At 55.3% G+C, this 19,175-nt stretch carries 18 protein-coding genes and 1 pseudogene; 5 read left to right on the top strand and 14 right to left on the bottom strand.

Annotated features, from left to right (window positions below):
• Positions 1-38 precede the first annotated feature (38 nt).
• The 4 genes from eptA to J1C59_RS21250 all read right to left on the bottom strand — a co-directional run bounded on the left by eptA (position 39) and on the right by J1C59_RS21250 (position 5,398).
• Positions 39-1,679 carry a phosphoethanolamine transferase EptA gene (eptA, locus tag J1C59_RS21265; protein WP_128087016.1) on the bottom strand — a complete coding sequence of 547 codons (1,641 nt, stop codon included), beginning with the start codon at positions 1,677-1,679 and terminating at the stop codon, positions 39-41.
• A 447-nt stretch (positions 1,680-2,126) separates the two neighbouring features.
• Positions 2,127-3,440, bottom strand: a complete 1,314-nt coding sequence (locus J1C59_RS21260; RefSeq protein ID WP_167498250.1) for an NAD(P)/FAD-dependent oxidoreductase — start codon at positions 3,438-3,440, stop codon at positions 2,127-2,129.
• Positions 3,441-3,693: 253 nt separating this feature from the next.
• A complete protein-coding gene (locus J1C59_RS21255) occupies positions 3,694-4,302 on the bottom strand; it encodes a dTMP kinase (protein WP_128087060.1) in 609 nt (202 codons plus the stop codon).
• 322 nt (positions 4,303-4,624) lie between these two features.
• Entirely contained in the window at positions 4,625-5,398 is a 774-nt protein-coding gene (locus tag J1C59_RS21250) for a COG4705 family protein (RefSeq protein ID WP_128087017.1), read from the bottom strand.
• Positions 5,399-6,119: 721 nt separating this feature from the next.
• On the opposite strand from J1C59_RS21250, the gene J1C59_RS21245 reads away from it, so the two are divergent.
• Complete coding sequence (locus J1C59_RS21245; RefSeq protein ID WP_128087018.1) at positions 6,120-7,379, top strand: sensor domain-containing diguanylate cyclase; 1,260 nt, start codon at positions 6,120-6,122, stop codon at positions 7,377-7,379.
• Positions 7,380-7,540: 161 nt separating this feature from the next.
• Here J1C59_RS21245 and J1C59_RS21240 read toward each other — a convergent pair whose 3' ends face one another.
• A complete protein-coding gene (locus J1C59_RS21240; RefSeq protein WP_128087019.1) occupies positions 7,541-7,921 on the bottom strand; it encodes a winged helix-turn-helix transcriptional regulator in 381 nt (126 codons plus the stop codon).
• A gap of 102 nt (positions 7,922-8,023) precedes the next feature.
• Here J1C59_RS21240 and J1C59_RS21235 point away from each other — a divergent pair, with 102 nt between their 5' ends.
• Positions 8,024-8,749: an SDR family NAD(P)-dependent oxidoreductase gene (locus tag J1C59_RS21235; protein WP_128087020.1), complete on the top strand. Its 726-nt coding sequence runs from the start codon at positions 8,024-8,026 to the stop codon at positions 8,747-8,749.
• A gap of 58 nt (positions 8,750-8,807) precedes the next feature.
• On the opposite strand, the gene J1C59_RS21230 is transcribed toward J1C59_RS21235, so the two are convergent.
• The 3 genes and pseudogenes from J1C59_RS21230 to J1C59_RS21220 all read right to left on the bottom strand — a co-directional run.
• Positions 8,808-9,491 carry a hypothetical protein gene (locus J1C59_RS21230; RefSeq protein WP_128087021.1) on the bottom strand — a complete coding sequence of 228 codons (684 nt, stop codon included), beginning with the start codon at positions 9,489-9,491 and terminating at the stop codon, positions 8,808-8,810.
• 125 nt (positions 9,492-9,616) lie between these two features.
• Entirely contained in the window at positions 9,617-10,873 is a 1,257-nt protein-coding gene (locus J1C59_RS21225; protein ID WP_128087022.1) for an MFS transporter, read from the bottom strand.
• A 335-nt stretch (positions 10,874-11,208) separates the two neighbouring features.
• Positions 11,209-11,559, bottom strand: a pseudogene (locus J1C59_RS21220) (transcriptional regulator); the annotation flags it as partial.
• A gap of 322 nt (positions 11,560-11,881) precedes the next feature.
• On the opposite strand from J1C59_RS21220, the gene J1C59_RS21215 reads away from it, so the two are divergent.
• Entirely contained in the window at positions 11,882-13,534 is a 1,653-nt protein-coding gene (locus J1C59_RS21215) for a methyl-accepting chemotaxis protein (protein ID WP_140916923.1), read from the top strand.
• Positions 13,535-13,737: 203 nt separating this feature from the next.
• Here the strand turns inward: J1C59_RS21215 and J1C59_RS21210 are convergent, their stop codons facing one another.
• From J1C59_RS21210 to J1C59_RS21190, 5 genes are all read right to left on the bottom strand, one after another.
• Positions 13,738-14,244 (bottom strand): GrpB family protein, encoded by a 507-nt coding sequence (locus J1C59_RS21210; protein WP_128087024.1) that lies wholly within the window; start codon positions 14,242-14,244, stop codon positions 13,738-13,740.
• A gap of 37 nt (positions 14,245-14,281) precedes the next feature.
• A complete protein-coding gene (locus J1C59_RS21205; RefSeq protein WP_128087025.1) occupies positions 14,282-14,650 on the bottom strand; it encodes a nuclear transport factor 2 family protein in 369 nt (122 codons plus the stop codon).
• Positions 14,651-14,912: 262 nt separating this feature from the next.
• Positions 14,913-15,455: a CpmK protein gene (locus J1C59_RS21200; RefSeq protein WP_128087026.1), complete on the bottom strand. Its 543-nt coding sequence runs from the start codon at positions 15,453-15,455 to the stop codon at positions 14,913-14,915.
• Positions 15,455-16,006, bottom strand: a complete 552-nt coding sequence (locus J1C59_RS21195) for a carbapenem self-resistance protein CarG family protein (protein WP_242281409.1) — start codon at positions 16,004-16,006, stop codon at positions 15,455-15,457. The genes J1C59_RS21200 and J1C59_RS21195 overlap by 1 nt, the downstream gene beginning before the upstream one ends.
• On the bottom strand, positions 16,003-16,833 hold the full coding sequence (locus tag J1C59_RS21190; RefSeq protein WP_242281408.1) for an SUMF1/EgtB/PvdO family nonheme iron enzyme: 831 nt from the start codon (positions 16,831-16,833) through the stop codon (positions 16,003-16,005). Before J1C59_RS21190 ends, J1C59_RS21195 begins: the two co-directional genes overlap by 4 nt.
• Before the next feature lie 360 nt (positions 16,834-17,193).
• On the opposite strand from J1C59_RS21190, the gene fos reads away from it, so the two are divergent.
• Positions 17,194-17,592: a fosfomycin resistance glutathione transferase gene (gene fos / locus J1C59_RS21185; protein ID WP_128087027.1), complete on the top strand. Its 399-nt coding sequence runs from the start codon at positions 17,194-17,196 to the stop codon at positions 17,590-17,592.
• Between the two features lie 105 nt (positions 17,593-17,697).
• On the opposite strand, the gene J1C59_RS21180 is transcribed toward fos, so the two are convergent.
• Positions 17,698-18,483, bottom strand: coding sequence for a carbon-nitrogen hydrolase family protein (locus tag J1C59_RS21180; protein ID WP_128087028.1), 786 nt, complete (start codon positions 18,481-18,483; stop codon positions 17,698-17,700).
• A gap of 195 nt (positions 18,484-18,678) precedes the next feature.
• Between J1C59_RS21180 and J1C59_RS21175 the strand changes: the two genes are divergently transcribed.
• A complete protein-coding gene (locus J1C59_RS21175) occupies positions 18,679-19,128 on the top strand; it encodes a GNAT family N-acetyltransferase (protein WP_128087029.1) in 450 nt (149 codons plus the stop codon).
• The last annotated feature ends 47 nt before the right edge of the window (positions 19,129-19,175 follow it).

Below are 19,175 nucleotides of genomic sequence, written 5' to 3'. Positions count from 1 at the left end.
ATCCGGCCCGGCAGCCGGCTGTGCTGCCGGGCCGGCACTCAGGGCTGACGTCTGCAGCTCGCCAGAATATCGTCAGCGGCGACATATTCCCGGGTCTCCACGCCCGTCATTCCCAGCAGCGTGGAAAAGAGATTGTCGTGGGAATATTTCTGCGTCGCGGCGTGCTGGCCCAGACAGTGGTAGTCCACGCCGTAACGCTGCTGGTAGTCAGGCGACAGCCAGATCAGCAGCGGAACGTGGGTCTGGACGTCGGGCGCAATCGCGTAGGGCAGACCATGCAGATAAACACCGTTCTCGCCCAGAGACTCACCGTGGTCTGAGAGATAGACCAGGCTGGTGGTGAATCTATCCTGATGGGCTTTCAATATCGTAATCGCTTTATCAACGATGTAGTCCGCATAGAGGATCGTATTGTCATAGGTGTTGATCAGCTGCGCCTGAGAGCACTCCTGAATCTGTTTCGTTTCACAGGTAGGTGTGAATCTACGGAACGCCGGGGGATAGCGGTGGTTGTAGGTGGGCCCGTGACTGCCAATGGTGTGCAGCACGATAATGCCATTGCCCTGCAACTGGCTGATGTACGCCTCCAGCCCGTGGAAAAGCACATCGTCATAGCATTCGCCGTTGATGCACATCTCCGGCAGATTAAGATCGGTCATCTCCTGATTCGGCACCCGTGCGCACGCACCCTTGCAGCCGCCATCATTCTCATTCCATAACACCCTCAGCCCGGCGCGCTGCAGGATGTCCAGCAGGCCCTCCTGATGGCTGGCCAGCGCATCGTCATAATGGCTGCGCGGCATATTTGAGAACATGCAGGGAACGGAGACGGCGGTGGAGGTGCCGCAGGAAGAGGTCGCCGGAAAGTAGATAACATCCTCTTTCACCAGCAACGGATTGGTTTCCCGGCCATACCCGCCCAGCGAGAAGTTGGCGGCACGTGAGGTTTCGCCCACCACCAGGATCGTCAGGTTCTTTTTCGGGCCGTTCAGCCTCTGAGGCTGCTGACGGGCATCCTCGCCTATTTTCACCAGCGGAAGGTTGGCCCGCTCGCGATGGCTGTAGTAAGAGAGTGATGCGGCGATGAAATTCGAGGGGCTGAGTGACTTCAGCAGCGAATGGTTATTGCGAATCAGTGAGGCGTAATCTTTGTAAAAAAGCAGTGCAATCAGGGCGATGAGCACCAGTGAAATCGCCAGGCTGATGCCGCGCTGTACGATCCCTTTCCACACCGGGACGGACGTTTTGAACCTGGGCCAGAAGGCCAGCGCAGCGACAAAGACGCCGCTCGCCAGGATGACGAGGATCATCTGAGGCGTCAGCAGCGCCAGGCTTTCAGCGGGCGTGGTATCTACCACATTGGTGATCATCGACCGGTCAAGGACGATGCCGTAGTGCTGAATAAAGTACTGCGCGGTGGCGGCAATCATGACAAACAGCGCAATGATGATCCTGTCGAGCCACAAAAAGGAGGCGAGCGTCACCACCATATTAATGACGCAGAACGCCACCACCGGCATAGAGAGGAAAAAGAGCAGGTTACCCGCGCCGTTAAACGGAATGAGTGAACTGGCCTGGCGGTAAAAAGGGAGGTTAAGGAAAACCGAAATATAGAGCGAGAATAAAATAATGAACGTCACGCGGTGCAGCACGGGCTGACTGATTCTGATTCGTGGCATGAAGGTATTCCGTAACCCTGAAGTGAACTGTGCAAATAAACATGAATTTCTGAGCAGGCAGGCAAGCATTAATCAGAATTTTGCGCCGGGCAGAGCAAATAAACGAAGTCAGGGAGTGTCATTAATAAAGTGGCACGTGATTACCTTTACCTGATGAGATAACGAACAGGGCGGGGGCCGGATGGGGGCCTTTTCAGGTCCACTACTGTTAAGTATTCATGAACTTTTTTCTACAGTTTGTGCGCCTGTTATCGCCGATGTGTGATGCTGATCACATCTCTTCGCCAAAGCCCGCCTGTTTTGTTAAGCAGGGCGTGGAGTAACGGCAAAACAGTCTGGCCGGTGAAATCAGGCTCAGCAGACACGCATCTGAAGGAGTATCTGCTGAGGCGCTGACGCGCAACGGATCGGTTTACCGCGGCGCTGTGCTTGCGGTTGCGCTGACGGTTAAACCTCTTTTCTGCCCAGATACCGCTCTTTCTGCAGCGAGAGCGCAATCCCGATATCCAGCGCCGGTGAAGGTGGCATAAAGCTGGCTTTTCCGAGCGACAGCATATCCGCAAGGTGCGGGTTATCCTGTTTCAGCATGAAATCAGCCAGCAGGCTGCCCGCTACCGTCTGCTTGGATACGCCCGCGCCGTTACAGCCGCCCGCCGTACAGATAAACCGGTTCAGCTCGCCCCATTCCGGCGCGCCGTTGCGGGTGACGCTCAGCGTCCCGGACCAGGTCTGGCTGATGCTGACCTCGCGCAGGGTCGGGTAGACTTTATGGAATAACTGCTGATGCAGCTGGGTTGCCTGCCAGGTCTGCGCGGCACTCACCTGACCTTTCAGTGCGGGGATGACGTGCTGACGGATCAGGAAACGGCGATCCGGTGTAAAGCGGAAGGTGGCACCGGCAATGGCATTGACCGGTGTAAGCCCCCAGCTCTGCATCGGCGGCAGGGAGGCCAGCTGCGCGTCCGTCAGCGGGTCGGTCAGGCTGGCGAAGGTCGCCATCGCCGCCTGACGGGAAAGCCCCGGCCGCAGTTCAGGCGAAAGTGCGTTGGTCGCCAGCATTATTCTGGGCGTTCTGATAACACCATAAGGCGTCAGCACTTCAGCCACGCTGCCGTAACGCACTCCCAGCACGGGCGTATTATCATAACGCTGTACGTTCTCGGGCAGGCAGTGGTTCAGTCCGGCAATCAGCTGCGCCGGATTGACCAGTACGCAGCCCGGCGTATAGATACCTTTGTGGTAAAAGCGCGTGCCGAGTTTCTGATAGAGCGCGTCCCCCTCTGCCAGCGTCCAGGGCTCCTCCATTGAATCGAGCTGACGGGCATACTCCTGCAGAATACGGTCGTTACCCCGTTCGGCCTGACAGTGATATTTACCCACCTTTTCCCAGTCGCACGTAATGCCATGCTGAGCCATCACCTGCTCCAGCTGCCGGATGCCCTCCTGCAGCAAATGACGGTAGGCGTTGGCCTTTTTTAATTCGGCCGTTGAGCTGCCGATATTATGCGGCAGGCCAATGACAAAGCCGGAGTTACGGGCCGATGCGCTTTCGCGCGGGCTGTAGGCGTCGACGATGATTATTTTCAGATCGGGATTGATTTCCGACAGCCGGCGCGCAAACGCCACGCCGGCAAATCCCGCGCCGACGATAAGCCAGTCGGCAGCGATCTGACCCCGCAGCATCGGCTGCGGCGGAAAGGCGTACTGACCCGCTGGCCAGCCCACCTGATTGTGGTTGAAGGGTAGTGATGCGTAGCGCAATTCCCTGTGCCTCATCTGAAAAATGAAGCCAATTTATAAGGGAAAGCGGCGTATACGGGCCAGCGCTAATCGGACCTGAGTTGATTTCGGACAAGGAAATGTCAGGTGAGAATTTTTCACTTTGCGGGTGAACGGCCAGCAGGCCCTTCCCGGTTCAGCGGGAGGTGTCCGGCAGATGCCTGAAGCACGGCTGCACCCCGTGTCGCGCTGGCTGGCAGCGCGACACGGGTGCAGGTGATGCCAGCCTGAAGGCTCAGCGCAGTGCGATAATGGCCCTAATCACCTGCTGCGCTGCCTCATCCAGGCTTCCCTCATTACGGCATACTAACCAGCCGTTACGGGCGATCTCCCGTTCAAACGCACGGGTACAGGCAGCGTGCTCCTCCAGCCGGTGGATCACGGTGCTGCCCAGACCCCGCGATCGCGCCGCGGCTCTTGCCCAGGATACCGCCGGGGCGGTCACCACGCCGACATGCAGGTCCGGCACACGCACGTTGTGATCCCCGTTGAGCTTTAAAATCTCCGCAAAAGGGATCATCCGGCGAAACGCGGCGTCTGAGGGATACCAGCGATCCATCAGGATAATGCTGTCGGCTGGCTGCCGGGTCAGAACCTGCTGTGAAATCCACGCCCGGCTCAGCGCAAAGCGTTTGCAAATCTCCCGTTCCAGCTCAGCAGAGGGTTGTCTGGCGATCCGGTTCACCAGCAGCATGGTTTCCGCTCTGAAAGGATCGCTTTTCTTCTCGCACAGCCGGACCACCTTGTGTTTTCCGGCTCTCAGACCCTGGGTAATTGCCTCCAGCAGGGTGGTTTTCCCGGCACCTTTGGGGCCATCCAGCGTGACAAACAGCGGACGGTTCACCATCGTGCTGACGGGCCGCGGGCGCTGGGGGGAAAACGGGGATCTGGCATAAGCATTCTCTGTTCCGGGCTGAGGGTGTTTGTGATCGTTTATCGCGGTGGCCGCAGGGTTATTGCGGGCAGGGTCCGGGTCCCTGAGCGCTCTGATTTCTGATGCGTGGATGGCCCGCGGGGCAGTGTAGTGCATGAACATCGGGCTGGAAACGAAAAGTATCGCGGTCTGCACAGGGAGAGGATGGTTGCGGTCATCCGCGTATCGCTCCGGCGCGTAAAAAAAGCCGCCCTGACGGGCGGCTCTGATCACAGCGATGAAGAGGATAATCTCAGCCTGCCGTGACACGCCGGGTGGCGGGACGCTGAGGCAGCAGAACCAGAAAAGCGATAATCATCAGCGCCAGGGCCAGCGAGGCACCGTAGCGGCTCAGCGCCAGTCCGCCTGCGGCAAAGGGTTTATCCAGGAAGTCTCCGACAACCGCACCCAGCGGGCGGGTCAGAATAAAGGCGGCCCAGAAAAGCGCGGTGCGTGACAGCGAAGTGAAGCGGCTGGCCGCCCAGATGAGGGCCAGCGCGCCGACAAACAGCAGGATACCGCCATCGTAGCCCAGTCCTTCGCTGTCTGCCGTCCAGTCACCCAGGGCGGTGCCCAGCGTCTGCGAGAACATGATGGTGACCCAGTAAAATGTCTCGGTCACGCCGTTGCTGACCGAGCTGACCGCCACCGTGCCGCAGGTCACTTTCCAGAGGAAAAGCGAGAGCACCAGCAGAATGCTCAGCAGCAGGGTGCCGCCCAGGTAACCGATGCCCAGCGAGCGGTCGGCAAAATCCGCCAGCGTGGTTCCGACGGTGGTGGTGGCGACCACGGTGAACCAGTAGATCCATTTGTTGAAGCTGTGGCGATTAATCTGCACCACCACCGCCACCAGGAAGATGATGGCGAAAATCAGGGTGCCGGTCAGGTAGCCGAGGTTCATCGACATCGTCACCGCGTCACCCCCGGTTTCACCCAGCGTGGTCGCCGCGATTTTAGTCAGCCAGAACGCCGCAGTCACGGCCGGTACTTTACTGAAGGAGAGAGAGGCTGTGTGATTATTTTGCATAGGGTAACACTCCGGAAAAGCCCAACATGGGCTAATACAGCGCAGAGGTTATAAGAAAAATCTTAAGCAAAGATTAAGCGAGCGGCGGGAGAAGCGATTTTGCTGAGCAATCCAATCCGGCTCACAAAAGCGCACAGGCGACACGCCAGGGCATGAGGCGGATTCGACTTAGTGGCTTGTCAGCAGGTGCTTCTGCACGGTATCTGAAACGCTGTTCGCGGATGAAAAGCCGGGGCCGGTGACCAGTAAATCTGGCCGCACGTTATCAGTGATGCCGGGGCGTTTAAGAAATAAAACTGCACAGTGCCGCCGCCGCCGCTGATAAAGCCTGCAACGGTTCGCCCGCGTCCTGAACCCGCCGGGCGGATAACACGAAACGGCGCCGGGGCGGCAGGCACCGCCACGTCCGTCACCGCGATCGGGCCGGAAAAACGGATGTCAGGGTTAAAGGTTTTCGGCGCATCAGCCGATATACACAGGCTAATACTTTATCACTGCATCCGGTTATAAATTTGCGCAGAGCCACAGGGAGAAGGGCACCTCAGAAATGCAGCCGGACAGGTTCGGGTTGCAGCCATTGTTCAGGGCGGAGAATCTCGCAGGAATGAACCTCAGCCCGACGCCCTCATCCGTGCCGGGCGGGTTTTAACGGTTATAATCAGGTCTGTGCGACGAGTATTGAGCTTGTTTAATATCGTCAGTCACGCCGGAGCCGACCGCCATGTACACAATGATCAAACCCTCCTTTACCGCCGTCTGGTCTACAGACGCGCAGGGTATCTGCATCGCCAGCCAGGAAAGTCCTGCCGGCGTGATGCCTGAACTCAGGGGCGTGACGCTGAGTTCATGGCTGAGGCTGGCGCAGGCTGAGGATGATGCAAAGGTGGCCCTGCAGCTGACGGCAGCGCTGGAAGAGCTGACGCCTTTTCACATTGAGGTGCCGATTCACTGTCTGGATGGCAAGACGCGCCGCGTCCTGGTCTCCGGCCTGCCCGATTCGCAGCCTGGCACCTCTCATCTGCAGTACAACGGCTTCATCCTCGACGTGACCGGTCAGCGTAAAGCGCTGGAGGATGCGCTGCGCACGGCGGCCGAATACCGTCTTTTAATCGAAAACAGCACCGATCTGATCGCCCACTGCGACGCAGAGGGCCGGTACGTTTCCATTTCGCCCTCTTATTGCGAACTGATTGGCTGGACCGCCGAAGAGGTGATCGGCCGCAGGGTGGTGGATTTACTGCATCCCGACGACCGCCAGCCCGCGACTGAAGCGCTGGCCACGCTCTTCAGCGGCGGCGTGCTGCCGGATGTGGTTGAGGTGCGCAAACTCCATCGCGACGGCCACTACATGCTGGTGGGTACCAAAGCCTGTGGCGTGACCAACCCCTCTACGGGCAAAAACATCGGGGCCGTACTGGTTTCACGCGACATCACGCGTGACAAAGAGAAGTTACGCGATCTCGAAAAGCTGGCAACGCTGGATCAGCTGACCGGGCTGCATAACCGGGCCTGGATCAACGATAAGGTGGAGCGGATGCTGGCCCGGACGGATGAACAGGCCTACACCACGGTGATGTTCATCGATCTCAACGGCTTCAAGGCGGTGAACGATCTGATGGGCCATGCGACAGGCGATACGCTGCTGCAGCGCGTCAGCAAACGCCTGCAACGCTGCATGCGTCCGGGCGACTCGGTGGCACGGCTGGGCGGTGATGAGTTTGTGGTGGCAGCCCGCTGCATGGACAGTGAAGCGGCGTCGTCTATTGCTATGCGCATCAACAGCAGCCTGCAAAAGCCCTTTACCATTAATAACGTCGAGGTGCGCATCAGCGCCTCGATTGGTATCAGCCTTGCCCGCTTCGGTTCTGCCTCTGCGAAAATGTTATTCGAGAACGCGGATAAGGCGATGTATCAGGCTAAAGCGCGTCGTGACGGCACCTGGCAGTTTTTTGACGCACCGCCGCAGCCCGCCGGACAGTAAACCAAGGCTGGGGTGATCCCCGCCTGCTCCTGTGACGTTCTGCGCCCGGCAGAGCCGCCAGATCCTGCTCATGGCACAGAGCAGGATCTGGCCCGATCCGACCCGCTCGGTCTTTCACTACCCGCGCGTTCACCGGGCATGATCGATCTCAGCGCACCACTTTACCCGGCCCTGTTCTCACCTTCGGCATCATAGGCCACCTGCGCCTGTTCCAGCGTCTCTCCATGTTGCTTTGCCCAGCCGACCAGCGCGACAAACGGGGTCTGCAGGGTCTGGCCCAGCGGCGTGATCGCGTATTCGACGGCCACGGGCGATGAGGCGATCACCCTGCGGCTCACCAATCCGTTGCGTTCGAGTCGCCGCAGGGCTTCCGTCAGCGATTTATGGGTAATCGGGTCGAGCCTGCGCTTGATGGCGTTAAAGCGCGCGGGCTGGGCGCACAGCACGGTCAGGATCAGCACCGACCATTTGTTTGCCACCTGTTCCAGAATAGGGCGGGTACTGTTGATTTCGGCCAGCAGCGTCGTGATATCGGTGGTCACAGGGTTTCCTCGATGATATCTGGTATACATCAGGTGCGTAATTGACACTAAATATACGAAATATATTATCGGGTGTCTAACGTCTGTCCGGAGTCGCCAAAAATGAAACTACGTGGAAAAGTCGCCCTGATCACCGGCGGCGGCAGCGGGATCGGTCTCGCCATTGCCCGTCGATTTGCTCAGGAAGGAGCCCGGGTCTTTATTACCGGCCGCCGCGAAACGCAGCTGGCTGAGGCTGCTGCCTTGTCCGAGGGTCAGATTGAGACCATCGCCAGCGATCTCACCCATCCTGACGATCTTGCGCATCTGTTCGATACGCTGCAGGTCAGCGCTGGCCGTCTCGACATCCTCGTCAGCTCATCGGGCGTGGCAGAACCGGCGAGCCTGGAGGAGACGACGGAAGCGCACTTTGACCGCGCCTTTAATCTGAACGTGCGGGCCATGGTGCTGGCGGTGCAGCGTTCGGTGCAGCTTATGGGGGAGGGCAGCGCCATCGTGCTGGTGGGTTCGATCGCCGGCAGCATGGCGAATCCGGGTTACGGCACCTATTCCGCCAGCAAGGCTGCGGTGCGATCCTACGCCCGTACCTGGAGTCATGAGCTGGCCCCGCGCGGCATCCGGGTCAATACCCTCAGCCCCGGCCCGACCGACACGCCGATGTTTGATCAGGCAAGCGATGAAGTCAGGGAGGCGCTGAGCGCGCAGATACCGGCAAAACGACTGGGTCAGCCCGATGAGGTCGCGTCAGCGGCGCTGTTCCTGGCCTGCGACGAGAGCCGCTATATCAGCGGCACGGAACTGGTGATTGATGGCGGCATGTCTGCATAGCAAGGCCCTGTGCTGACGCTGCCCACGCTTCGCACAGGAGGGCGGGCAGCGCCGGCGATCATCGCGACAGGGGATGACAGGTTGTCCAGTTATAGTTCACGCTGGCCAGAATCAGCTCGCCGCTGACTTCACCATAATCCCGGTCCTGATGTTCCAGAAAATAGCGGCGCAGGCTATCGGGCAGAAAATCAGCGTGGTAGCGCAGGATCGTACTGTGCCAGAATGGCGCGGGCAGCGCCCGGCCGGCATGGCGCATCAACAGCTCCGCTTTCCAGTCAGACTGCATCACCTGTTCGCAGAAGGTCTGGCGCAGGTCAGCGGCCGGGCTTTCGGGGATGCCAGCCAGCAGCAACTGATCGGGCAGCGCCACCAGGCGAAGATGCCGGATGACCAGTTTTTTTGCCTCATAGTCTGACCAGATAGCCGCCAGTTGCGCCACCTTCTCCGGCAACGGTTCATGTTCTTTATACAGCGGCAAGGTCAGCGGTAAAAAGGTCAAATGAAAGCCTCGTGCGGGCAGCAGATCCGCCAGAGGATCGTGCTGAATGCACTGTTGTAACGCAGTAATCAGCCGTGACACCGCCGCTGACAATGGCGGCTGAATACCCGTCGCCAGAGCAAGCTTCACCGGGTCATAATAATTTTCCTCTTTTACCTTACCAATCCCGGGTTTTTCCGCCCATGTCGCGACCGTTTTCGCATTGGCAGAACGGTAGATCTCTTCCAGCGTGGCTGATTTCATCACAGACCTTCAGACGAGGGCATCGTCACCTTCCTGATGCGGTTAACGGGGATGCGATAGCGTTGCGGTGAATCTTCCACTGACGACCGGTCCGGTGGCCGAATCCCGGACGTCTGACGCCTCTCTCACAGGGTATTCTGCAATCGCGCCACTATTCTGCGTCTGCAGACGAAGATAATGACGCAGAGCAGAAGGCTCAGCAACGCCGTGCAGATAAATACTCCGGCACCGGTCCATGCCAGCATCACGCCACCGATTAACGGCCCCGTCGCAATCCCCAGGGTAGACAGCATGGACGCGCCTAGATAGGCCCCCCGGTGCGCTGGCGGCGCCAACTGGTCGAGCAGAATGTTCAGATTTGGCATCAGGATCGCCTCACCCATACTGAACACACAGGTCACCGTGAGCCAGATCCAGGCATCCGGAGAACGTACCGAAAAAAAGCAGAGTTGTGATATGGCGAAAATCAAGCCACCCAGCAGAATGCGTTTTGGCAGCGCATAGCCCGCCAGAAACCGCATGATAAAGGTCTGAAACACCAGTACGGTGCACGCGTTGGTCACCAGTATCAGGGTAATCAGCTTGATGGCCTTCTCGCCGTTCAGCAGAAGGAGGTACTGAGGCAGAACCGCTTCGTAATGGATAAAGACCACGGTGCACAGAATGCTGCACAGCAGCGCTGCAATAAACACTCTGTCCCTGATAATAATGCCCGTTACCTGATGCAGCCTGAGCTTCACCTCGCTCTCTTTCTGCTCCCCGGCCAGCAATGTCCCTGCCGGAATGAACAGCAGCACGTAAACGAAAAAAGGCAGGTAGGAGAGGCCGGTGATCAGGAATGTGCCTTTCTGCGAAGTCAGCCCGAAGGCTATCCCGACCAGAGGACCAAATACGGCCGCGACGTTGATCAGGTAATAACGCATCTGCAGCGCAAGCGCCCGGCGACGGCGATCGCCCAGTAAATCACTCATCAGCGCGCGCAGTGGCGGATCCACCCAGGCAAAGGAGACGCCAATAACCATCAGGCCGGTAATAAACAGCCCCATTCCTGCCGCCTTCGCGAGAATGATGTAGCCGAGGGCCGAAAAGGCACAGCCGAGTAAAAGAATCACGCGCCGGCCAAGTCTGTCCGAGATCTGTCCGCCGTACATGCCGAGCACCACCGAGATCAGAGCGCTGCTGGTCATCGCGCCACCAATGGCGATCAGAGACATGTGGTAGTTCTGTGTCATGATCACGGCAATAAAGGGCCACGCCATAAAATAGCTAAAGCGGATAACCAACGTGAAAAAGAGCAGGGCGTGGACGGTTCCCGGAAAAGTCCGCAGCGTCCGGAATAAACCCGGTGTCTGACACGCACCGTCGGCAGGTTCAGATTTCATAAAATATCCTTATATGAGAATGATTAGCGATTCTTTGGGCGTGCAGTCATAAGCGACTAAATAGTAATAATTTTATTCATCCGCTATCGCAACCGGATTGTTAATGAACTGTTGATTTCACCCGCTTATCAGGTAAACACCGTTAACCGGAGAGGAATATAAAGGGAACAGGCCAGCCGGAATCAAAAACGCCGACGGAAGTGCTGAATTAAGGGATGCAGGCAGAGGCGGGGCGGGCAAGAGCTTAAGCAGAGGAACATTGCGCGGCAGACCCGGAGCCGGATGAACCGGCCAGGTCGGGCCTGTTACTGCCTGGTTGGGGGGGCCACCGTGACCTATTTCAGATCAAACAGCCGGAATAATGCTGTCCGGCCTGCATCCGTCACGTTCACCTCACGATACCCCGGTACCCGCGTTAACCATTTCTTTTGCAGAAACAGCGTTAGCAGTGCAGAGCCAGCATTTCCGCCTAAATGATAACGTCGCTCGCTCCAGTCCAGACACGGGCAGCAGGGCCTGCGGCGTGATCGAGGCTCAGGTACGACGCCCATTTTTGCAAAACAGATTTTCCCGGACGAGGTCAGCTCAGAGCCATCAGCTGTCAGCCATTTTTCCCGCAGCATGTATTCATAGATACTGACAGCAAGCTCACCTGCAAGATGGTCATAGCAGGTGCGTGCGTACCGTTTTTGTCGATGAGTCAGGTATGGGGTTGGTGCTGCTTAGCGATGGGCTCATCGCTGTCACAATGTATTAGTTATTGATTTTAATGATTTTTAATAATCCTCAATCCGCTTGGGCTTGCATGTTCGCCGCCGGTAAATTCACTTCTGGGGCGTGGTTCACTTTTCACTGTCGTGCGGGGTAATTAATTACTCACCGTTGCCGATAATAATGATTCCGCATTACCTGCTGCGGGGCTTTATACCAATACCTCCTGTTGAACAGGGGAACCTTTTTGCATCAGCGGTATGCCTTCATGCTGATGCCTTACACCATAGGGTAAGTATGAATAACATCAGGATAGGAATCAGGCTCGGCGCTGCCTTCGGCTTTATGGCGCTCCTTGTCATGTTTATGGTGCTCATCGGCATCATAAAAATTAACTCTCTCGGACAAGCCAACGATGAAATATCCGGCAGTCTGTATGTCAAAGCCTCCACATCGCTTTCACTCCGCTACTACACCTCAGATATGAGTCGTCTGGCGCGAAACGCCATCCTCCTGAGCGATGCCACCAAACGTGAAAAAGCTATCAGCGACTATCGCGATGAAAGGCATAAGGTGGACGGTCTGATCACGCTTATCGGCGATCAGCTCAACACACCGCAGGGAAAGGAGATTTACGCCCGTCTTAATGACCATTCAGCGCTCTTTCTGCCCTTCATTGATGACGTAGTAACTCTGGCGCAACAGGGCAAAAGCGAAGAGGCTACGCAGCTGCTTTTCGGCCCCCGTTATCAGACTCAGGGCGACTACATGGCGTCTCTGAAGGAGATGCAGACCTTCCAGGAAGGGCGTATGAGTGCCGCCGCAGCTAAGGCGCGCGACGATCGCGCTGGTGCACTGACGATCATCACTATTGCCGGCGTAGTGGCTCTGCTGCTGGCGGCTATCTCTGCATGGATTATCACGCGCAGTATTACCCGTCCTCTTCAGGATGCCGTAGAGGCAGCACAGCGTGTTTCGCGCGGGGATCTCAGTGGTGTGGTTCGCAGCGATCGCCGGGACGAAACCGGCAAGCTGCTGGCGGCCATCGGAGAGATGCAGGATTCACTGATTAATACCGTCAGTCTGGTGAGGAGCAATGCCGAAAATGTGGCAGCCGCCAGTACCCAGATTGCACAGGGCAACGCCGATCTCTCGCAGCGAACGGAGGAGCAGGCCAGTGCGCTTGAGCAGACGGCCGCGACCATGACGCAGCTCGGCATGACCGTTAAAAACAACGCCGATAATGCCCGTCAGGCAGGCCAGCTGGCCGTCAACGTGCGTGACGTCGCCAGTAAAGGCAACGAGGCGACGGTGGCCATCACCGGCACAATGAAATCCATCAGCGAAAGCTCCGGCCGCATCGGTGAAATTACGGCCGTTATCGACGGCATCGCCTTCCAGACCAATATCCTGGCGCTGAATGCCGCAGTAGAAGCCGCCCGCGCCGGAGAACATGGACGCGGCTTTGCGGTCGTCGCCAGCGAGGTCCGGTCACTGGCGCAGCGCAGCGCCTCTGCTGCGGGGGAGATTCGTCAGCTGATTGCAGCCAATGCCACAACCGTCGGAGAGGGCAATGAGCTGGTGGTCCACGCGTCAGAGACCATGTCGGGCATTCTCTCTGCGGTCGGGAGACTCACGGATACGGTCGAAGAGATTAACTCAGCCAGTGCCGAACAGGCTCGCGGGATTGAGCAGGTAGGTATTGCGGTGACAGAGATGGATACCAGCACGCAGCAGAATGCCTCGCTGGTTGAAGAGTCGGCTTCTGCGGCCTCAAGCCTCAGAGAGCAGGCGGCGCTTCTTCTTCAGGCGGTCTCTGTGTTCAGCCTGGGTAATCATGCGGCTCCTGCGGCGGTTCAGGTTCCGGCTGCTCCTCTCAGAGCGCCTGTCCAGACTGCGGTTGTTAAACCCCGCGAGGAACCAGCGGACGACGGCTGGACGAGCTTCTGATGACGTCACCGCGCCTCTGGCAGGCGCGGTGCGTTTCTAAACACCGGCTGCAGCGACGTCAGCTAAAGGCGAAATCGCTGCGGCTTATATTGAGCGTTGAAACAGCAGAATACAGACCTCTTGTTTCCGCGTGGGCAGAGGCAGAGAGGCAGGACTGCAGGAAAGGTGCGCCAGAGACGTGATAACATCCTGCCAGCAACGTACTAATCATCAGTCAGTGCTATACGCAGATGATCCTCAATAAAGCTCGCTTTTAACGCGCTGTAACGATGTGGTTCATTACCGCTGAGTAAAGCTGCTGTGTATTTAATTTCTGCATACTTCGCTGCAATTTCGCGGTTATTACGAAGATAATCGCGGAAAGCAAGGTGTCTTAATAACTGGATATTTCCAGTGGCGAACGCATGCAGCTGATAGCTACGCTTATCACCGCCTTTAGTGAAATATCTGCGTTCCTTAATCCCGTTTTCATTGCGAGCAACATATCCGGCGCGAGACATAGCTTCATTACAGGTATCCAGTTCATGAATGTCTGAGACTTCCAGCATAATATCAATGACGGGTTTTGCAGAGAGACCCGGTACAGCCGTGCTGCCAATATGATGGACAGCCATCACGACGCCATTGAGTATTCTGCTTATCAGTAAACTTTCCGTTTCAAATTCCTCAGGCCATTTATCATCATAAGGCACAACAACCACTGTCCGCATTAACAAGTCTCCTGCGCTGAATATGCTTTCTGGGCATTTATGCACCTACTTGTGCCGTGCCTGCTGCAGGCGTTCCCTGATGAAAAACCAGACGCCACTGACCCTGATCTGAACAAATCCAGCAGGATGAACGTAACGCAGGACGGCTGCCATCAGCGTAACAGGTCCGATAGTGAAGCAGGACGCAGTTGAATCCCAGGTCGGTGAGCCGGAAATCGCTGCTATGGATAGAAGGCAGAGTTTCCTCCCTCAGCAGCGATATGATGGTCTCTGAACGGCTGACAACAACCCCTGACCGGGTAATTTCCCGAAATTCAGGATGAAGGATCAACTCAAGCCACTCGCGGTCTTTTCGTCTTTCGCCGTGAAGCGAGCACTCAAGCAACTTGAGATTTTCCAGAAGCATTCAGCTTATCCTCCAAAGGTTTTGCCGGACATTCACAGCGTAGCGAAATTTTAATTTGCATGACATTCGTTACCGTCGATCCTCCGGCATGAAACGGCAGCTCAGATACGGCCTGACATAAATCGGGATACACAAGTAACAGGCATCATGAAACAGCATTGAGGCTGTCTGTAACGTTTTCTGACGGCACATTATTTTCAGCAGCCATGAAAGCGAAGCGTCCGTAGCTCATCCTTTCCTGAATATGATCAGAGAGTATGTGTTAATAGAGCAAATCAAGTTGTTCAGGTTCACTGATAAGATGGATAATACCCTGACTGTTGGAGCTGAAGAGAGCCTGATAACGTACGGTATCCACTCCCATGACCAGGTTATCGAGATCCGTATTGGCAATACGAACTGAGTGATTTTTTGCCCATTCAGGCAGACCTTGAATGTAATAAGTGAAGGTCACATAAGTAATGCCTTCTTTGTCTGATGAGATAGTTTTGATAGCTCTGACGCGCAGAGTTCCATAGCAGAAGTCATGATGTTTTTTGAACAGGGCCTGACCGTAAGGCGTTAGCTCCCATATTTTTTGTCCTGCTTCCATATGAGAGATAATCAGACCGGCATCGACCAGTGCCTCCATTTTTGCATTAATCCATACATCGGTTCCTGCTCTGATTGAGACTGGCCACTGCTTCTCACCCAGGCAAAGAGACTGCTGGTTGAGTGACTGCTGTATCAGATCACTATAGGGACTTTTGTCCATCGCATGGGCACAACACGACAGGAAAAAAAGCAAAATGCCTGAGAAACGCATTAACGAAATTTCTCCATATCCAGGGTGTTGAACGCTTCATCCACATCGTCAAACGTCTGTTTTGTAAGATAGGAACCTGCAGGTGCCCAGTAAAAAACTGATGTCCCGGGATCGTCGCTATTTTCTTCGAGCCGAAAGCGAGAAAATCTGACCGGCAATGTATCAGTAACATCTTCATTGCCAGAGCTGCCGGCATATTTTGTCGCCCGGACAACATAAACGTGTTGCTTATAGCGGTGAAGTTCTGTGCCGCTTACCTTAAGCGTGGACGCTGACAGTCTCAAATCTGTCCAGGTAAAACCCTCGTCGTCCGGAATCGGCACGATAAACCAGTTTTTTTCCTGGCGAATAAATATATTGAGGGTTTCACTTGGATGAGAAGTGTTATTGTCATAAGTGGCGGCAAAAATAGCATCAGGTATACCGTCATTATTTAAATCCAGGCTATTCAGTCCCGTATTCAGATAAAGGCGGGTGTCTGTCTGCGAAAAAGCGCAAAGGCTAATCAGCATAGTGGCCAGTGCTATAAAAGCTATGTTCAGTTTCATCATTTACGCACCAGTCTGAAGCCGGTGTCTGGCAAAGCGTATCCTGCACTGTGCATGTCGCAGCTGGCCAGATTCATCGTAGGTAACAGGAAACTGCCGCCACAGAAATAATACATCTTTACGCCGGAAACGGTGGTGAACGTATCAACCCATTCCGAAACATTCCCGCTCATATCATACAGACCGAGCGCGTTGGGCTGGCGGCTTTTCACACGCACAGTGCCGAATTGCGGATCGCTAAAATCAGGAAACCATGCAACAGTTTTTGCGTGATTGCTGCCGGAGAATCTGAAACCGTAAGTGGCATTTTTCAGTCCGTTTTTTCCTCCACGGGCGGCAATTTGCCACTCTTCCGCTGTGGGTAAGCGATAACCATCTGCCTGAGCATCCTGCATAAAATCGTCGCGGGAGCTGTCCCGCGCCGGAACGCCTTCTGGCGTGAGATAAACCGGCTTCATTCCTGCCTTTTCACTCAAGGCATTTGCAAAGATCACCGCATCTGACCATTCCACATTGGTAACCGGATGCCTACCGTTATCTGTATCCGCCGGGCGGCACTCCTCATAAATGGCACCGTTACATCCGCTACCGAATGCATAGCCACGGCTTAGTGCCCATTCATGGATAGCTGAGTAGAGCAGGTAGGTGACTTCTGTCTGCATAATTCTGAATGAGCGCAGCGTGATATTCGTATGTGCTGCATAGTCATGCTGGCCAAAAACGTTACCGGCATAATATCTGCCGCCGTCAATGACGATTTCATCGGGGGGTTGTGTTGCACGAGCAAAAGCGGAGCAGATCAATAACAGATATAAGCATTTAGTTTTCACAGAGCCATCCTGGCGGCTTAAAAAGGCCATTTTCACGGCAGTTTTTTTACATCATCAGACTATAGCAATGCTGTCTGACTGAAGCGAAGCGTATTAATCCATTAAATTCTGAGATTCATTCTGATAACCTCTTCATTCACAGCTTACATTCGATGAAAAGGTTGTCGCTATCCTATTTCCAGCGTACGTTTCCGGTACAGACAAAATAGCTATGCTGGAAAGGGAATGCGAGCATGACCCGGACCGGCCATCACTTTTAGTCGATGATGCCTGCTGCAGCCAGCACGTTGCTGACTTTGCATCTCAAAATATTTAAAGTCACATAAACCCGATTTATGCGCATCCATCAGAGAGAACAATATGCTTACGGGCCTGAATCACGTCACCCTTGCAGTAAGTCACCTACCGAAGAGCCTGGCTTTTTACGTTGAAATGCTTGGATTCACGCTGAAAGCAAAATGGAATCATGGCGCTTATCTCTTGCTGGGGGATTTCTGGCTATGCCTTTCTCTGGATAAAGTCTCTGTCGGGGATGATTACACTCACTATGCTTTCACTATTTCACCAGAGAATTTTGATTCATTCGCTGAACGATTGAGAGCATCAGGCGTTACAGAGTGGAAAACCAACAAAAGTGAGGGGAAATCTCTCTACTTCTTAGACCCCGATGGTCATCGGCTTGAAATTCATGATGGCGATATTCAAAGCCGCCTGACCGCCTGTCTTAATCAGCCTTATGCAGGAATGGAGTTCTTCTGATCCAACGGTTTGCCTGTAAAAGACGTAACCCCGTAATTATGAGTTTTCGCCAGAGGCTTTGTACCTGTGCTTGAGGCACAAAGCCGACAGAGTACATTTCGTTAATTAAGAGCGCCAAACCGGCTTACCGGCATCCTGATTGAGACAGATAACCTCTCCCGAACAGGCGCCATCGTGAATATCAACGATGACCAGCGCGGCGCAATCTTCGGGTGCCTGAGCGATACGTTCTCCCCTGGCATTCCATGCGGCGCTTTTACCCACCGGTTTCCAGCCTCCTGACGGCCCGCAGTAATTCGCCATCAAGGTGGGCAGGGCATAAAGTCTGGCATAATGCGCAAGCTGCTTCGCATCGTTGTCATAGCCACCGGCGCTTAACACGGCGTTCAGGTAAACTTCAGCACCCTGATCCACTGTCCGCTCGGCATGACGTGGCTGACCGGCATCGGCGCATATTGCTAAGCCCAGATAAAATGCCCTTTCTTCGATAACGCACTCACGGCTGCCTGCTGAAAAATAGTCGGATTCACCCGGATGAAGATACATTTTCCGGTAACAGGAAACCGGGCGATGGGATGAAATAACATATGCACCAACAGCAGGCTTTTTGCCTTCAACAGACACTGGCGCGCCTGCAATGATTGTTATGTCATATTTGTCAGACAATGCCTGAAGGGGAGCAAGGCAGGTTTCATCGGAGAGAGCCAGTTCAGCCGCCAGCTCAGGTTCATAACCAGTCAGTGAAAGCTCGGGAAAGATGATAAGGTTAACGCCAGCAGAGGCTGCGGAAGTCACCAGGATTTCGTGGTAACGCCTGTTTTCTTCGATATGCCCACGCGCCGGGGCAAACTGTCCGGCTGCGATTCTTAACTTTCTCTCAGTTGCATCCATAGACTGTCCTGTCTGATTAAGGTCTCCGGGTTACCATACGGAAACAGACGTCTGGCATCATCACTCTGGCCGCGTAAAAAAGACCTGTTAACTTCCGGCACTCAGCGACACCTGGAAGCCAGACGCAGTACCCTAATCATCCCGGACGCTCAGGTAATTCCGTCGTTTATGCAGGCTGAAATGCAGGAGGATTTAATGAATATCCAGTTTGCGAAGATAACCCCAGACAGCGCCGGCTTTGGACCGCTGAAATCGCAGAGCATAGCCGGGGGATTTAATATGCTGCGTCGGCTGGAAGAAAACTGGCTCAGCGGACATAACCGTTTTGACAGGCCCGGAGAGAAACTGATGGGCGCTTACGCTGGTGGCCTTATGGTCGGAGTGTGCGGACTCAACATCGATCCCTTTGTCTCCGAAACGGGCATCGGGCGGCTGCGACATTTCTATATAGACAGGGAATGGCGAAACAGGCGGATAGGCAGCCGTCTCCTCAGTGAAATACTCCGGGATGCCGACCGCTGGTTCGATCGGATTAATACCAATGCGCCCTTATCGGCATTCGCTTTCTACGAACGGGCGGGCTTTATTGTGTTATCGGGCAGAGATAAAGTCACACACCAGTTCTGCCTCAGGCATCCAGCCTGACCGCAAAAGCACCCACTGGTCTTTCAACTTATATTCATCCATTCTCC

Source organism: Pantoea deleyi, from assembly GCF_022647325.1.
In the GTDB taxonomy this organism is placed as follows: Bacteria; Pseudomonadota; Gammaproteobacteria; order Enterobacterales; family Enterobacteriaceae; genus Pantoea; species Pantoea deleyi.
Note: the sequence above shows the minus strand (reverse complement) of the source record. Positions and strands in the feature narration are given on the sequence as shown.

What these genes read in the sequence shown, in the direction of transcription:
- eptA (WP_128087016.1), bottom strand. Translation starts at nt 1,679, where the DNA reads ATGCCACGAATCAGAATCAGTCAGCCCGTGCTGCACCGCGTGACGTTC.
- J1C59_RS21250 (WP_128087017.1), bottom strand. Translation starts at nt 5,398, where the DNA reads ATGCAAAATAATCACACAGCCTCTCTCTCCTTCAGTAAAGTACCGGCC.
- J1C59_RS21245 (WP_128087018.1), top strand. Translation starts at nt 6,120, where the DNA reads ATGTACACAATGATCAAACCCTCCTTTACCGCCGTCTGGTCTACAGAC.
- J1C59_RS21235 (WP_128087020.1), top strand. Translation starts at nt 8,024, where the DNA reads ATGAAACTACGTGGAAAAGTCGCCCTGATCACCGGCGGCGGCAGCGGG.
- J1C59_RS21230 (WP_128087021.1), bottom strand. Translation starts at nt 9,491, where the DNA reads ATGAAATCAGCCACGCTGGAAGAGATCTACCGTTCTGCCAATGCGAAA.
- J1C59_RS21225 (WP_128087022.1), bottom strand. Translation starts at nt 10,873, where the DNA reads ATGAAATCTGAACCTGCCGACGGTGCGTGTCAGACACCGGGTTTATTC.
- J1C59_RS21215 (WP_140916923.1), top strand. Translation starts at nt 11,882, where the DNA reads ATGAATAACATCAGGATAGGAATCAGGCTCGGCGCTGCCTTCGGCTTT.
- J1C59_RS21210 (WP_128087024.1), bottom strand. Translation starts at nt 14,244, where the DNA reads ATGCGGACAGTGGTTGTTGTGCCTTATGATGATAAATGGCCTGAGGAA.
- J1C59_RS21205 (WP_128087025.1), bottom strand. Translation starts at nt 14,650, where the DNA reads ATGCTTCTGGAAAATCTCAAGTTGCTTGAGTGCTCGCTTCACGGCGAA.
- J1C59_RS21200 (WP_128087026.1), bottom strand. Translation starts at nt 15,455, where the DNA reads ATGCGTTTCTCAGGCATTTTGCTTTTTTTCCTGTCGTGTTGTGCCCAT.
- J1C59_RS21195 (WP_242281409.1), bottom strand. Translation starts at nt 16,006, where the DNA reads ATGATGAAACTGAACATAGCTTTTATAGCACTGGCCACTATGCTGATT.
- fos (WP_128087027.1), top strand. Translation starts at nt 17,194, where the DNA reads ATGCTTACGGGCCTGAATCACGTCACCCTTGCAGTAAGTCACCTACCG.
- J1C59_RS21180 (WP_128087028.1), bottom strand. Translation starts at nt 18,483, where the DNA reads ATGGATGCAACTGAGAGAAAGTTAAGAATCGCAGCCGGACAGTTTGCC.
- J1C59_RS21175 (WP_128087029.1), top strand. Translation starts at nt 18,679, where the DNA reads ATGAATATCCAGTTTGCGAAGATAACCCCAGACAGCGCCGGCTTTGGA.